The following is a 14,635-nucleotide window of genomic DNA, read 5'->3' on the forward strand; positions in this document are numbered from 1 at the left end:
CCTACAGGTATCGCGCATGTTCAGAAATGACGCGGTCCTTGTAGGAGCGGCCTTGTGTCGCGATGGGCTGCAAAGCAGCCCCCAGGTCCTCAATCTTCACCAAAAACCTCAACCACTTCGATCACCTGCTCCCCCACCGGCCGCCGCCAGACCACCTCATCCCCTGGCCCCGCCCCGAGCAAAGCCCGCCCCAACGGCGAACCCCAGTTTATCAACCCCCGCCCGGCATCCGCCTCATCCTCGCCCACCAGCCTTACTACTTGCTCCTGGTCCTGCGCATCGACAAACCGCACCCGGCTGCCAATCTGCACCTTGCTGCGCGATGTCGCCGCCGGCACAACCTGGGCGCTTTGCAATCGCGCGCTGAAGTAGCGCAGGTCCCGTTCGGTATCCGCCAGCCGCTGCTTGTCGCCACGTTCACCTTGTGCCTGCAGTTCGCTGCGCAGGGCATTCAGCTCGGTCACGCGCTCCTGCAGCTGGCGCAGGCCACTGGCAGTGACGTAGTTGGGTTGTTCGCTGACCCGTCGCTCGACCGGCTGATCAGCCTGGGCGGCGGCTTGGTCTTCGTTGACGAATGCTCGGCTCATGCGTGGCCTCCTTTTGCAGGAGACCATCATCGCAGGCCGCCGGTTTCAAGGGATGTCCGTTTGCGACTCAGTTGTGGCGATAGGCGCGTGCGGCGTCGCGGTCCTTTTCCTGCTCCCAGTCGCGCTCGCGCTGGTCCCAGAAGCGCTCGTGGTACTGGCGCTGTTCTTCGCTGTTCTGCATGGCGTGGCACTGGCGAAAGCCGTCGTCCCAGCCGCTTTCGTACTGGCGCTCGTGCAGGTAGCGCGGCACGTCCTTGCGAAAAGCGCCGACCATCAGCCCTGCCGCCTGTCGGCCGCTGCTGCAGCCGTCCTGGAAGCCATCGGCATAGGCGGGGGGATAACCCTGGTGGACCATCTGCTCGTGGGTGGTTTCGCAACCAGACAGCAACAACGCCATGCACACGCCGAACCAGTACCGCGACATAACCACAAAACCCTCCGGTTGATACTGGAAAGTCTAGGTGGCGATTTGTCGGGGAGCCGTTAAAACAGTGTCAAAGAGTCGGTTGGTTCACACTGCTCTGCTGACCTCACTGGCCCATTCGCGGGCACGCCCGCTCCCACAGGATCACCCCAGGATTCGAGGCCAGTGCAGTACCTGTGGGAGCGGGCATGCCCGCGAAAGGCCGCAAAGCGGCCTCAGTAGTGATACCACTTCAACTCCAGCATCACCTCGTTCTGCGCCGTGGCCAGGTGGCTGAACTCTCGCGATGCACTCAACCGCAGGCCCAGGTTCTGGCTGATCTCCCATTGCTGGTTCAGGCTCAAACTGCGCCGTACTTCGCCATTGGTGAAATAATCGCCCTTGGCCTCCAGCGTCATGTTGCCCAGCCCGTTGCGCCACAGCAGCCCGCCATTGAAGCCCGCCGCCGGGGCGATGAACTGGGCAAAATCATTGTGGTGCTCGACCCGCACCGTGCCCAGGGCAAAGCCCAGCAACCCGTCGGCCAGTTGCCAGGTGCCGCCGGCCCCGCCGTTCACATGGCTTACCAGCACTTCGTCATCATGCTTGCCCGGCACGCGCTCCAGCCCGCCGGCCACCTGCCACGACCAGGGCTTGAGCAGCTCGTTGCGCGGTGTCAGCGAACGGATGGTGGCCAGGTCCAGGCGCTGCACCTGCCAGTCATTGCCTTCGTACTGGCGCAGCTTCAGCTGCAGGATCTCGATCTGCGCCCCCAGCGGGAAGCCATAGGCGTTGTCATTCAGGTCGTGGTAGGCCATGCGCAGGCCGTACTCGGCGTAGGCGCGGTCTTCGCGGGTGCCTACGCCCAGCTGCCAGGTGCGCGAGTCATGGCCGTCCTCGGGCAGGCCTGGGCGCTCGATCTGCAGGGGCAGGGGCGGGTTGCTGTTGATTGCCCGCAGCAGTTCGAAGCTGCGTTTCGCCTGCCCAGGGTCGCGCTCCTGGCCATTGGCACGGTAACGCTCCAGCCGGTACGCGGCGTCCTGCACCAGCGCCTGGCGCTGGCGGGGGAGGGCCTTGAATTCGGGGCTCTGCAGTTGCCCGGTGTTGGCACTTACAGCCAGCACCTGGCGCTTTTCGTCGTGATCGAGCGGCTCGGCCCGGGCCAGCAGTTCACGTTCGCGAGAGGGGCGGTACGTCTCGCTGGCGACCATGCCGGACTGCTTCACGGCCTTCACTGTGTCGGTCGGGATGGCGGTCAGCGGGAACTGCGAGGTCAGGTCAAGGCCCGGCCGGGCCACCTGCAGCAGCTCCAGCAGGCGGTACGAGCAGTTCTCATCGAAGAAGAAGTAGTCGAACTGGATCTGCTTCAGCTCCCACACATGTTCGACCATGCGCCCGGTTTCTTCCGGGGTCAGGTCCAGTTGGTACTCCCACAGGTCGCGGTTTTCCAGGCTGCGGTATTCGGACAGTTTCTCCTGGTAGGGCATCAGCGCGAACAGGCCCGGGTAGCCACCCATCAGGCCCTTCCAGGCATACAGGATGCTGTTGTCGCTGCCTTCGATGTAGGCGCCGAAGTTGATTGCGTAGCTCAGCAGCGTGGTGTCGTCGCTGCGGGTGTTGGACTGGTCGATGCGCAGCAAGGTGTGGCCGAACATCGATGACGGGCTGTTCAGGTAGGCCGCCGGGAAGATCAGCGCCGCACTGTGTGGGTCGATAGACTGGTACCAGGTGGTGAACTCCTGGCAGTCAGGTTGCGGCAAGTCTTGCAAGTCGAGCTGTTCGCGCAGCCAGCGGGTGCGCGCCGGGAATACGCACTGGGCATGTTTGTCGCCGAGGCTGGCCGGGGCGTACAGCGCTTCGACCGTGGCTTTCAGTTCCTGGTCGGGGTGGTGCGCGCCATCCTCGGCGAGGAAGAACGCATCATCGTCCACATAGCTGCGCCAGCCACCCAGCTTGGCGGTTTCGTAATGGCCCAGGGCAATCCAGTAAGGGGTGTTGGCCAGTTGCTGGACACGGCCTTGGTCCAGCACGGGCGCGGCATGAGCAGGGGCGCAGGCACACAGCGCCAGGGATACGAAGCGTTTGAGCATGTCGGGCAACTACTTCTCAACGATGCCGAAAAAAGGCGAAACCCGCCCCGGGGCCGGGGCGGGAGGAGCTGCACTCAGGCCTCGGTTGCGTATTTGGCCAGGCGTGGGTCGTTCTTCAGAACAGCCAGGGTGTTGCTGTGGACGGTTTCGGCAGTGACGTCGGCGCTGCTGAAGATCTGGTTGAAGTGCTGATGGGTGACCGATGCGAAGTAGCCACGGTCTTCAGGGGCCACGCCGAGAACCACGGCATAGGTGGTCAGTGCTTCGCCCTGGCCCATGGCCATGTCTTCGGAAAGTTCATTCATCATGCCGTTCATGGCGAACCAGGACTTGCCGCCGTAGGTCAGCGACGCTTTGGTCGAGCAGCCGTTGGTGCCGGAGGTCATGCCGAAGGTGGCGTTACCGGAGGTGCCGTTGGTGGTGGAAGCCAGGAAGTGTGCCGGAGTGCCGCGCTGGCCTTCGAACAGCATGTTGCCCCAGCCGCAGTTCGGGCCGCCTGGCGCTTCGGCCATGGCATTGATCGAGACCACGGTGAACAGAGTACCCAGAAGAATCCGTTTCATAGCATTTGTTCTCTATTTGACTTAACCAAGGGTCAGGGTTTCTGGCAACTCGGTTGCCAGGTCGGGAAAGCTTTTCACCCACCCGCGCAGCTTGGAGTTTAGGCACGATCTAAGAGTTGCGTTGTTGATTGCGAAAAATTTGCTGTTGCAGGACCCGCACCGGCTGCGACATAAAGTCCTGCGGAGCCTTGCAAGGCGCGCGCGGGCAGCGCCAGAATGCTGCGTATCTGCCCCGCCGAAGTAAGGAAACCCAATGCCCGATCCTGTCGCTGCGCGCCTGCGTCTCGCGCCTGAAGCCCTGACCCGGCGTTTCTCCCCCGAGCAGTTTGCCTTTACCAATACCGACGATCTGGAGCCGTTTCGCGGAGTCCTGGGCCAGGAACGTGCTGTCGAGGCCCTGCAGTTTGGCGTGGCCATGCCGCGCCCTGGTTACAACGTGTACGTGATGGGCGAGCCCGGAACCGGCCGCTTCTCGTTCGTCAAGCGCTACCTCAAGGCCGAGGGCAAGCGTCAGCAGACCCCGGCCGACTGGGTCTACGTCAACCACTTCGATGACACACGCGAACCCCGCGCACTGGAATTGCCGTCCGGCACCGCCGGGGCGTTCATCGCCGACATGAACGGGCTGATCGACAACCTGTTGTCGACCTTCCCTGCAGTATTCGAGCACCCGTCGTACCAGCAGAAGAAAGGCGCCATCGACCGCGCCTTCAACCAGCGTTACGACCGCGCCCTGGATGTGATCGAGCGCGCCTCGCTGGAAAAGGACGTGGCCCTGTACCGCGATGCCAGCAACGTCGCCTTCACCCCGATGGCCGACGGCAAGGCGCTGGATGAAGCCGAATTCGCCCAGTTGCCGGAAGAGGTGCGCGAGCAGTTCCACGAGGATATCGCCCTGCTCGAGGAACGCCTGAACGAAGAGCTGGCCAGCCTGCCGCAATGGAAACGCGAGTCGAACAACCAGCTGCGCCAGCTCAACGAGGAAACCATCACCCTGGCCCTGCAGCCGTTGCTGGCGCCGCTGTCGGAGAAGTACGCCGAGAACGCTGCGGTCTGCGCCTACCTGCAGTCGGTGCAGCTGAACCTGCTGCGTACCGTGGTCGAGCAACTGGTCGATGACAGCAAGACCGACGCGGCTGCGCGCAAGCTGCTGGAAGAGCAGTACGCGCCAAGCCTGGTGGTCGGCCACCACGCCGACGGCGGTGCGCCGGTGGTGTTCGAGCCGCACCCGACCTACGACAACCTGTTTGGCCGTATCGAATACAGCACCGACCAGGGTGCGCTGTACACCTCGTACCGCCAGCTGCGCCCAGGCGCGCTACACCGCGCCAACGGCGGCTTCCTGATTCTGGAAGCCGAGAAGATGTTGGGCGAGCCGTTCGTCTGGGACGCACTCAAGCGTGCGCTGCAGTCGCGCAAGTTGAAGATGGAGTCGCCACTGGGCGAGCTGGGGCGGGTGGCTACCGTCAGCCTGACGCCGCAGATGATCCCGCTGAACATCAAGCTGGTCATCATCGGTTCGCGCCAGCTTTACTACGCGCTGCAGGACCACGACCCGGACTTCCAGGAGATGTTCCGGGTGCTGGTGGACTTCGACGAAGACATGCCCATGGTCGATGAGAACCTGGAGCAGTTCGCCCAGCTGTTGCGCACCCGCACCAACGAAGAGGGCATGGCGCCACTGACCAGTGACGCGGTGGCGCGTCTGGCCACCTACAGCGCCCGCCTGGCAGAAAACCAGTCGCGCCTGTCGGCACGTATCGGCGACCTGTTCCAGCTGGTCAGCGAAGCTGATTTCATCCGCCAGCTGGCCAGTGACGAAATGACCGACGCCGGGCACATCGAGCGTGCGCTCAAGGCCAAGGCCACCCGCACCGGGCGTGTTTCGCAGCGGGTGCTGGACGACATGCTCGCCGGCATCATCCTGATCGACACCGAAGGCGCGGCCATCGGCAAGTGCAACGGCCTGACCGTGCTGGAAGTGGGTGATTCGGCGTTCGGTATGCCGGCGCGTATCTCCGCCACCGTGTACCCGGGCGGCAGCGGTATCGTCGACATCGAGCGTGAGGTAAACCTCGGCCAGCCGATCCACTCCAAGGGTGTGATGATCCTCACCGGCTACCTGGGCAGCCGCTATGCCCAGGAGTTCCCGCTGGCGATCTCGGCGAGCATCGCCCTGGAACAGTCCTACGGCTATGTGGACGGTGACAGCGCCTCGCTGGGCGAAGCCTGCACGCTGATCTCGGCCTTGTCGCGTACGCCGCTCAAGCAGTGCTTCGCCATCACCGGCTCGATCAACCAGTTTGGTGAAGTGCAGGCGGTGGGTGGGGTCAACGAGAAGATCGAAGGCTTCTTCCGCTTGTGCGAGGCGCGTGGCCTGACCGGCGAGCAGGGAGTGATCATCCCGCGTGCCAACGTCGCCACGCTGATGCTCGACGAGCGTGTGCTGCAGGCAGTGGAGAACGGCATGTTCCACGTGTACGCGGTCAGCCAGGCCGACGAGGCGTTGAGCCTGCTGGTGGGCGAGGAGGCCGGTGTGCTGGATGACAAGGGCCAGTTCACCGAAGGCAGCGTCAACGCGCGGGTGGTGGAGCGCCTGCGTGAGATTGCCGAGATGATCAGCGAGGAAGAAATCGAGAAGGCGGAGAAAGAGCGCCTGGAAGAGGTGATTGCCCAGGCCAAGCCGGCCTGAGTCAAGAAACCGGCGCTGGCGGCGATGTGCTACCGTTCAGCGCCGGTTTTCCATCTTTCTGTACCGTTCTTCTATGCTGGAACTTAAGGACGGTAACAGCGTTCAGGATGGAAACAGCCTGAGGTTCAGGCTGAACAAGGCTTATTGGAGGGGGCGCGGCCATGCGCAATCTCAGCCTCACACGCCAGTGCCTGGGCCTGGTGACCCGCATCGAATGCAGCATCCGTCCGCTGGCCGGGGATAACGGCATGTGGACGCTGCTGTTCGCCGCCGGCATGGCCGGTGAACAACCGTCCGCGATCAAGGCCCAAGGGCCGTTCCATGGGCCGCTGGTGGCCGAATCTGTGCTCAATGCCATTGTCGACAGCCTGACCTTGCATGGGTATCAGGTGGCCGAGGATCCGCAGATCTGGTGTTTGCATTTGCAGGCGCAGTTGCGGCGGATCAATGGTGAGCGGTGTCGGAATCTGGGGGATTACCAGTTTCATCCTGAGACCTGATTGATGCAGGGGGCCGCTTTGCGGCCCATTCGCAGCACAAGGCTGCTCCTACAAGCGAATGGGCTGCATGGCAGCCCCGGGCTTTTGCTGTAACAGGTGGCTGGCTATACTCGCCGTCGCTTTTTTAGTCACCTGATGAGTCCCGACACTCCATGGAACGTATCCTCGAAAATGCGATGTATGCCTCGCGCTGGCTGCTCGCCCCCATCTACTTCGGCCTGTCCCTCGGCCTGCTGGCCCTGGCGCTGAAATTCTTCCAGGAAGTGGTCCACGTCCTGCCCAACGTCTTCGCCCTCAGCGAAGCCGACCTGATCCTGGTGATCCTGTCGCTGATCGACATGTCGCTGGTGGGCGGCCTGCTGGTGATGGTGATGATCTCCGGCTACGAGAACTTCGTTTCGCAACTGGACATCGACGAGAGCAAGGAAAAGCTTAACTGGCTGGGCAAGATGGACTCTTCGTCGCTGAAGATGAAGGTTGCCGCGTCGATCGTGGCCATTTCGTCCATCCACCTGCTGCGGGTGTTCATGGACGCACAGAACATCTCCACCGATTACCTGATGTGGTACGTGATCATCCACATGACCTTCGTGGTCTCGGCATTCTGCATGGGTTACCTGGACAAGCTGACCAAGCACTGAACCTTTCAGGCCTCTTCGCCATCCCTGTGGGAGCGGGCAAGCCCGCGAAGAGGCCGGCGCGGTCCAACTGACGAGCGGCGTCAGTCATGCCTTGTGCATTCGCCCTTTCTGTACAAAAAATGAGCTCTCATGCGTGGTTCCCATCGCGAGGTGCTCTCATGAACCTGCATCAGCTCAACACCGAGGCCAGGGCGGGCCATGTCGACGAACTGAACCTGATCGCCATCGAAGGCGGTGACTACCTGCTCGAAGCGCGGATCAAAGGCCACCCCCACCCCCTGTCCGATGCCCGTGGTGAACGCTTGCGCGTGCATTCGGTGGAGGATGCACGCAAGTTGCTGCAAACCATCCCCATGGTCTCGATGAACCTGGTGCACTGGTCGGTGCAGGACGAAATGTGCGGCATGGGCACGCACCCGGAAGAAGACTTGAAGGTGCCGATTTCCCAGCGCTCGGCCTGGTAGCTGCTCGCAGCGCCCCAGTGTGCTAGGCTGCTCGCCCTTTTCATCAAGGGCGCGGCTTCACTGCGCCCTGCAGTGGAGCACGACAATGTCCGAACTCAACCTGTCCACCGACGAAACGCGCGTCAGCTACGGCATCGGCCGTCAGCTGGGCGGCCAGCTGCGCGACAACCCGCCACCGGGCGTCAGCCTGGAAGCCATCCTGGCTGGCCTGACCGATGCCTTCAACGGCGCCGACAGCCGCGTCAGCGAAGCCGACCTGTCGGCCAGCTTCAAGGTCATCCGCGAAGTGATGCAAGCCGAAGCAGCTGCCAAGGCTGAAGCCGCTGCTGCCGCTGGCAAGGCATTCCTGGTCGAGAACGCCAAGCGTGACGGCATCACCACCCTGGCTTCGGGCCTGCAGTTCGAAGTACTGACCGCAGGTGAAGGCGCCAAGCCGACCCGCGAAGACAACGTGCGCACCCACTACCACGGCACCCTGATCGACGGCACTGTGTTCGACAGCTCCTACGATCGTGGTCAGCCGGCTGAATTCCCGGTAGGTGGTGTGATCGCTGGCTGGACCGAAGCCCTGCAGCTGATGAACGCTGGCAGCAAATGGCGCCTGTACGTGCCGAGCGAACTGGCCTACGGCGCCCAAGGCGTTGGCAGCATCCCGCCGCACAGCGTGCTGGTGTTCGACGTCGAGCTGCTCGACGTTCTGTAATGCCGCTGGGGCCGCTTTGCGGCCCATTCGCGACACAAGGCCGCTTCTACAGGGGAACGCATACACTTGTAGGAGCGGCCTTGTGTCGCGATCGAGGGCGAAGCCCTCGCCAGGTCCGTCAGTTCCAGTCTGTCCCCCCGGGGCGCAACGCCCGCGCGTAGCAGAACAGAAACAGATTCCGCACCAGCTCCTTGAGTACCCCCGGTTCACTCGAATTCAGCCCGCTCATGTCCAGGTCGCCCTGGTCACGCAGCTCGTCGAGTGCTTCTTCTTCAAGCACCGCGCACACTTCGCCGGTTTCCCGATGAAGAATGCGCAGGTAGGGGTGAGGGCGGTCCAGCCAGGCGTCGATCAGATAAGTCATGGCTATTCTCCTTGGATAGTAGTACCAATGAGAATAATTCTTATTATCTGAATGGCAAGCGCCGATTGGCGGTTTTATGGAAAATCAGACCTTGCGTACGAACTCGGACTTCAGCTTCATGGCGCCGATACCGTCGATCTTGCAGTCGATGTCGTGGTCGCCGTCGCACAGGCGGATGTTCTTGACCTTGGTGCCGACCTTGACCACGAGGGACGAGCCCTTGACCTTGAGGTCCTTGATCACGGTGACGGTGTCGCCATCCTGCAGGATGTTGCCGACCGAATCCTTCTTCACCACCTCGTTGCTGGCCGCTTCGGCGTCGCCGCTGGCCGACCACTCGTGGGCGCATTCAGGGCAGATCAGCTGAGTGCCATCCTCATAGGTGTATTCGGAGTTGCATTTCGGGCAGGGTGGCAAAGTGCTCACTTCGGTTCCTCAAACAAACAGACGGGCGGTTAAAAACCCGAATTGTATAAGGTATTTTTTCAGAAGTGATTATGTCCGGACAAAAGCATAGCGGGCAAGCCAGCTCATACAGGCGACGCAATCCTGTAGGAGCGGGCTTGCCCGCGAATGAAGACGACTCGGTCTATCAGTGAGTACGCGCGACAGCAAACTCGCTCAACTCGACCAGCGCATCACGATATTCGCTGGCCGGCAGTACTTCCAGGCACTGGATGGCACGCTTCACATAGTCACGCGCAAGCTCCGCCGTGTACTTCAGAGCACCCGACTCCTCGACTGCCACGCGAATCTGCTCCAGGTCTTCCAGGCCACCCTTCTGGATCGCCTGGCGCACCAGCGCAGCCTGTTCGGCGGTGCCTTCGCGCATGGTGTAGATCAGCGGCAGGGTAGGCTTGCCTTCGGCCAGGTCGTCACCGACGTTCTTGCCCAGGGTCTGCGAGTCGCCCTTGTAGTCCAGCAGGTCGTCGACCAGCTGGAACGCCACGCCCAGGTGGTCACCGAAGGTACGCAGGGCCTCGCGCTGTTCGTCGGTTGCTTCGGCCAGCGCGGCGGCGCTGTGGGTCGAAGCCTCGAACAGCATCGCGGTCTTGCCGCGGATGACCTCCATGTAGACTTCCTCGGTGGTGCTGGCGTCGCGTACCCGCGACAGCTGCAGCACTTCACCTTCGGCAATCACGCGGGTAGCCTTGGACAGGATCTGCATGACCGGCATCGAGCCCAGTTCGACCATCATCTCGAACGAGCGCGAATAGAGGAAGTCGCCCACCAGCACGCTCGGCGCGTTGCCCCACAGGGCATTGGCGGTGGAGCGGCCACGGCGCATGCCGGACATGTCGACCACGTCGTCGTGCAGCAGGGTAGCGGTGTGCAGGAATTCGATGGTGGCAGCCAGCAGGCGCAGGTCGTCGCCTTCGCGGCCCAGGGCCTTGCCACACAGCAGCACCAGCAGGGGGCGCAGGCGCTTGCCACCGGCGGACGTGATATAGTCGCCGATCTTCGATACCAGCGGCACGCGCGAGGTCAGCTGCTTCTTGATGATCTCGTCGACGGCGCTGAAATCATCAGCCACCGCGCGGTAGAAGGATTGGGGTTGCATCGGCTGCTCCAGTGAGGTTGCGCGGCATGCTAGGTCGCGGGTCCCGGTGTGTCAAGGCGCGGTGCCAGCGCCCCGGGGGCGGCCCTTGCAAGCAAAACCGCGGTTGCGTACAATCGCGCACCCTAACTTCCTGGGCAGCACCTGCCTTACGCAATTGCGCCGGGCCGTTCCAGCCCTGTGCAGCCATGCCAGCCAATACTCATCATATAAAGCGCTGGGTGAGCAGGATTATCGGAGAAATACCATGTCTTACGCAGTAATCGTTACCGGCGGCAAGCAGTACAAAGTCGCTGAAGGTGAATTCCTCAAGATCGAAAAACTGGAAGTCGCCACTGGCGAATCCGTGACCTTCGATCGCGTCCTGCTGGTCGCCAACGGTGAAGAAGTCACCATCGGTGCTCCAGTTGTTGCTGGCGCTAAAGTAGTGGCCGAAGTCGTTTCGCAAGGCCGCCACGACAAGGTTCGTATCATCAAGTTCCGTCGTCGTAAGCACCACATGAAGCGTATGGGCCACCGCCAGTGGTTCACCGAGATCAAAATCACCGGTATCCAGGCTTAATCCCCTAGATCCCCTGAATTTATTTGGAGAATTGAACCATGGCTCACAAGAAGGCTGGTGGTAGTACTCGTAACGGTCGCGACTCAGAATCGAAACGCCTTGGCGTGAAGATGTATGGCGGCCAGGTTATCAAGCCAGGCAACATCATCGTCCGTCAGCGCGGCACCGAATTCCACGCTGGCTACGGTGTTGGCATGGGCAAGGATCACACCTTGTTCGCCAAGATCGAAGGCGTGATCAAGTTCGAGAAAAAAGGCGAGTTCATGCGCCGTTACGTGAGCATCGTCGCCGCTTAATCGCGACGTCGCTCCAGAAGCCCCGTCATGCGACGGGGCTTTTTCGTTTGTGGTGAGCCTCTTGCAAAGCTGTTTGTATGGGCTGCCGGCGTGGGTTTCTACGGTCGTACGGGGCCGCCGCGCTCATTTTTGCAAGAGCCTCAGGTTTTTCAGGTATTCAACTCGCCAGCAGGCGAGAGGCGGTTTTGAATGAAGTTTGTTGACGAAGTATCCATTCGGGTCAAGGCCGGTGACGGTGGCAACGGTTGCATGAGCTTCCGTCGCGAGAAATTCATCGAGAACGGTGGCCCCAACGGTGGTGACGGTGGCGACGGTGGTTCGGTGTACATGATCGCCGACGAAAACCTCAACACCCTGGTCGACTATCGCTACACCCGTCACCACGAGGCCCAGCGTGGCGCCAACGGCGGCAGCACCGACTGCACCGGCAAGAAGGGCGACGACCTGTACCTGCGTGTGCCGGTCGGCACTACCGTGATCGACGCCTCCACCCAGGAAGTGATCGGTGACCTGGTCACCCCGGGCCAGAAACTGATGGTCGCCCAAGGCGGCTGGCACGGCCTGGGCAACACCCGCTTCAAGTCCAGCACCAACCGTGCACCGCGCCAGACCACCCCGGGCAAGCCAGGTGACCAGCGTGACCTGAAGATGGAAATGAAAGTGCTGGCTGACGTCGGCCTGCTGGGCCTGCCGAATGCCGGCAAGAGCACTTTCATTCGCTCGGTTTCGGCCGCCAAGCCGAAAGTGGCCGACTACCCGTTCACCACCCTGGTGCCGAACCTGGGTGTGGTCAGCGTCGACCGCTGGAAGAGCTTCGTCATCGCCGACATTCCCGGCCTGATCGAAGGTGCTTCCGAAGGCGCCGGCCTGGGTATCCGCTTCCTCAAGCACCTGGCGCGTACCCGCGTACTGCTGCACCTGGTGGACATGGCGCCGCTGGACGGAAGCAGCCCAGCCGATGCCGCCGAAGTCATCGTCAACGAGCTGACCCGCTTCAGCCCGTCGCTGGCTGAGCGTGAGCGCTGGCTGGTGCTGAACAAGGCCGACATGGTCATGGATGACGAGCGCGACGAGCGGGTCAAGGAAGTGGTCGAGCGCCTGCAGTGGGAGGGCCCGGTCTACGTGATTTCGGCCATCTCCAAGCAGGGCACCGAAAAGCTCAGCCACGACCTGATGCGCTACCTCGAAGACCGCGCCGACCGCCTGGCCAACGACCCGGCCTACGCCGAAGAGCTGGCCGACCTCGACCAGCGCATCGAAGACGAAGCCCGTGCCCAGCTGCAGGCCCTGGACGACGCCCGTACCCTGCGCCGTACTGGTGTCAAGAGCGTGCACGACATCGGCGACGATGATGGTTGGGACGATGATTTCGAGGACGACGAAGACGGCCCGGAAATCATTTACGTGCGCGACTGACCGGTTGCAGTACACTAAACGCCGCTCTTTGGAGCGGCGTTTTTGTATCCACGGTATCTACAGATTCGACATAGGTTGGAAGAAGATGCGAAGCAAGGTGACGGGCGCCAAGCGCTGGGTCGTGAAGATTGGCAGTGCTCTGCTGACCGCCGATGGCAAAGGCCTCGATCGCGGTGCCATGGCCGTTTGGGTCGAGCAGATGGTCGCGCTGCGTGAGGCAGGCGTGGAGTTGGTACTGGTCTCCTCCGGGGCCGTGGCTGCCGGCATGAGCCAGCTGGGCTGGACGTCGCGACCGAGTGCGATGAACGAGCTGCAGGCGGCTGCCTCGATCGGCCAGATGCGCCTGGTGCAGGCCTGGGAGTCGAGCTTCGGCGAGCACGGCAAGCACACCGCGCAAATCCTGCTGACCCATGACGACCTGTCCGACCGCAAGCGCTACCTGAACGCCCGCAGCACCCTGCGCACGCTGGTCGACCTGGGCGTGGTGCCGGTGATCAACGAAAACGATACCGTGGTCACCGATGAGATCCGCTTCGGCGACAACGACACCCTGGCGGCGCTGGTGGCCAACCTGGTCGAGGCTGACCTGCTGGTGATTCTCACCGACCGCGATGGCATGTTCGACGCCGACCCGCGCAACAACCCCGAAGCCCAGCTGATCTACGAGGCTCGCGCCGACGACCCGGCACTGGATGCCGTGGCCGGCGGTACCGGTGGCGCGCTGGGTCGTGGCGGCATGCAGACCAAGCTGCGCGCCGCGCGCCTGGCTGCCCGTTCCGGTGCCCACACCATCATCATCGGTGGTCGCATCGAGCGCGTGCTGGATCGCCTCAAGGCTGGCGAACGCCTGGGTACCTTGCTGTCGCCCGAGCGCGGCATGCTTGCCGCGCGCAAGCAGTGGCTGGCCGGCCATCTGCAGACCCGTGGCACCCTGGTGCTGGATGCCGGTGCCGTGCAGGCGCTGCGCCAGGCCAACAAGAGCCTGCTGCCGGTTGGCGTGAAGACCGTGCAGGGCAGCTTCCGTCGTGGCGAGATGGTGGTGTGCGTCGGCCCGGACGGCCTGGAAGTAGCCCGTGGGCTGGCCAACTACAGCGCCCTTGAGGCGCAGAAGATCATCGGCCAGCCATCCGATGCCATCGAAAGCCTGCTGGGCTACAGCGCAGAACCGGAGTTGGTGCACCGCGACAACCTGGTGCTGGTATGAGCGTGCTGAAGCGGGTAATCGGCGTGGCGGCATTGGTGCTGCCAATGCTGGCCGGGGCCGAGGAAATCGGCCAGGTGTCCACCGTGTTCAAGTTCCTCGGGCCGAATGACCGCATTGTGGTCGAGGCGTTCGACGACCCCAAGGTCGAGGGTGTGACCTGCTACCTGTCGCGGGCCAAGACTGGCGGCGTGAAGGGTGGATTGGGGTTGGCGGAGGACCGGGCGGAGGCATCGATTGCCTGTCGTCAGGTCGGGCCGATCAGCTTCAAGGGTGAGCTGAAGGATGGCGAGGAAGTGTTCAAGGAGCGCACCTCGCTGGTGTTCAAGACCATGCAGGTGGTGCGCTTCCTCGACAAGAAGCGCAATACGCTGGTGTACCTGGTGTACAGCGACCGCATGATCGAAGGCAGCCCGCAGAATGCGGTGACCGCGATTCCGATTCTGCCTTGGGCTCATTGATAGCTTGGTAGATTTTTGGGAGGCCTTCGGCCTCCATTCGCAGCACAAGGCTGCTCCTACATTGATCGGCGTATGCATACCTTTGTAGGAGCAGCCTTGTGCTGCGAAAGGGCCGCAAAGCGGCCCCACTACTC

17 protein-coding genes are annotated in these 14,635 nt (G+C 62.5%); 10 read left to right on the forward strand and 7 right to left on the reverse strand.

Annotated elements, in window-relative coordinates:
- Nucleotides 1–89 precede the first annotated feature (89 nt).
- From GEV38_RS04060 to GEV38_RS04075, 4 genes are all read right to left on the reverse strand, one after another.
- Nucleotides 90–587 carry a GreA/GreB family elongation factor gene (locus tag GEV38_RS04060; protein WP_015268895.1) on the reverse strand — a complete coding sequence of 166 codons (498 nt, stop codon included), beginning with the start codon at nucleotides 585–587 and terminating at the stop codon, nucleotides 90–92.
- Between the two features lie 67 nt (nucleotides 588–654).
- Entirely contained in the window at nucleotides 655–1,011 is a 357-nt protein-coding gene (locus GEV38_RS04065; protein ID WP_013970815.1) for a hypothetical protein, read from the reverse strand.
- Between the two features lie 215 nt (nucleotides 1,012–1,226).
- Nucleotides 1,227–3,080 carry a DUF4105 domain-containing protein gene (locus tag GEV38_RS04070; protein WP_054572301.1) on the reverse strand — a complete coding sequence of 618 codons (1,854 nt, stop codon included), beginning with the start codon at nucleotides 3,078–3,080 and terminating at the stop codon, nucleotides 1,227–1,229.
- A 74-nt stretch (nucleotides 3,081–3,154) separates the two neighbouring features.
- Entirely contained in the window at nucleotides 3,155–3,643 is a 489-nt protein-coding gene (locus tag GEV38_RS04075) for a DUF3015 domain-containing protein (RefSeq protein ID WP_003256313.1), read from the reverse strand.
- Between the two features lie 253 nt (nucleotides 3,644–3,896).
- Between GEV38_RS04075 and GEV38_RS04080 the strand changes: the two genes are divergently transcribed.
- The 5 genes from GEV38_RS04080 (at nucleotide 3,897) to GEV38_RS04100 (ending at nucleotide 8,643) form a co-directional block, all read left to right on the forward strand.
- Complete coding sequence (locus GEV38_RS04080; protein WP_013970817.1) at nucleotides 3,897–6,335, forward strand: Lon protease family protein; 2,439 nt, start codon at nucleotides 3,897–3,899, stop codon at nucleotides 6,333–6,335.
- A gap of 161 nt (nucleotides 6,336–6,496) precedes the next feature.
- Entirely contained in the window at nucleotides 6,497–6,835 is a 339-nt protein-coding gene (locus GEV38_RS04085) for a hypothetical protein (protein WP_003247487.1), read from the forward strand.
- A 152-nt stretch (nucleotides 6,836–6,987) separates the two neighbouring features.
- Entirely contained in the window at nucleotides 6,988–7,476 is a 489-nt protein-coding gene (locus GEV38_RS04090) for a TIGR00645 family protein (RefSeq protein WP_003247486.1), read from the forward strand.
- A gap of 158 nt (nucleotides 7,477–7,634) precedes the next feature.
- Nucleotides 7,635–7,940, forward strand: coding sequence for a DUF6482 family protein (locus GEV38_RS04095; protein ID WP_015268897.1), 306 nt, complete (start codon nucleotides 7,635–7,637; stop codon nucleotides 7,938–7,940).
- An 85-nt stretch (nucleotides 7,941–8,025) separates the two neighbouring features.
- A complete protein-coding gene (locus GEV38_RS04100) occupies nucleotides 8,026–8,643 on the forward strand; it encodes an FKBP-type peptidyl-prolyl cis-trans isomerase (protein ID WP_003256315.1) in 618 nt (205 codons plus the stop codon).
- Nucleotides 8,644–8,761: 118 nt separating this feature from the next.
- Here the strand turns inward: GEV38_RS04100 and GEV38_RS04105 are convergent, their stop codons facing one another.
- From GEV38_RS04105 to GEV38_RS04115, 3 genes are all read right to left on the reverse strand, one after another.
- Nucleotides 8,762–9,007: a hypothetical protein gene (locus tag GEV38_RS04105; protein ID WP_003256316.1), complete on the reverse strand. Its 246-nt coding sequence runs from the start codon at nucleotides 9,005–9,007 to the stop codon at nucleotides 8,762–8,764.
- A gap of 84 nt (nucleotides 9,008–9,091) precedes the next feature.
- The gene (locus GEV38_RS04110) at nucleotides 9,092–9,433 is read right to left on the reverse strand and encodes a zinc ribbon domain-containing protein YjdM (RefSeq protein WP_054572302.1); all 342 of its coding nucleotides are present in this window, start codon (nucleotides 9,431–9,433) and stop codon (nucleotides 9,092–9,094) included.
- 166 nt (nucleotides 9,434–9,599) lie between these two features.
- Entirely contained in the window at nucleotides 9,600–10,568 is a 969-nt protein-coding gene (locus tag GEV38_RS04115) for a polyprenyl synthetase family protein (protein WP_003256318.1), read from the reverse strand.
- A gap of 244 nt (nucleotides 10,569–10,812) precedes the next feature.
- Between GEV38_RS04115 and rplU the strand changes: the two genes are divergently transcribed.
- From rplU to GEV38_RS04140, 5 genes are all read left to right on the forward strand, one after another.
- Nucleotides 10,813–11,127 (forward strand): 50S ribosomal protein L21, encoded by a 315-nt coding sequence (rplU, locus tag GEV38_RS04120; RefSeq protein WP_003247466.1) that lies wholly within the window; start codon nucleotides 10,813–10,815, stop codon nucleotides 11,125–11,127.
- A gap of 38 nt (nucleotides 11,128–11,165) precedes the next feature.
- Nucleotides 11,166–11,423: a 50S ribosomal protein L27 gene (rpmA, locus tag GEV38_RS04125; protein WP_003247464.1), complete on the forward strand. Its 258-nt coding sequence runs from the start codon at nucleotides 11,166–11,168 to the stop codon at nucleotides 11,421–11,423.
- 189 nt (nucleotides 11,424–11,612) lie between these two features.
- Nucleotides 11,613–12,839, forward strand: coding sequence for an Obg family GTPase CgtA (gene cgtA / locus GEV38_RS04130; protein WP_013970821.1), 1,227 nt, complete (start codon nucleotides 11,613–11,615; stop codon nucleotides 12,837–12,839).
- 85 nt (nucleotides 12,840–12,924) lie between these two features.
- Nucleotides 12,925–14,043 carry a glutamate 5-kinase gene (proB, locus tag GEV38_RS04135; protein WP_015268899.1) on the forward strand — a complete coding sequence of 373 codons (1,119 nt, stop codon included), beginning with the start codon at nucleotides 12,925–12,927 and terminating at the stop codon, nucleotides 14,041–14,043.
- Nucleotides 14,040–14,501, forward strand: coding sequence for a CreA family protein (locus GEV38_RS04140; protein WP_015268900.1), 462 nt, complete (start codon nucleotides 14,040–14,042; stop codon nucleotides 14,499–14,501). The genes proB and GEV38_RS04140 overlap by 4 nt, the downstream gene beginning before the upstream one ends.
- Nucleotides 14,502–14,635 lie beyond the last annotated feature (134 nt).

Source organism: Pseudomonas sp. 13159349, from assembly GCF_013305685.1.
Lineage (GTDB): Bacteria > Pseudomonadota > Gammaproteobacteria > Pseudomonadales > Pseudomonadaceae > Aquipseudomonas > Aquipseudomonas asiatica.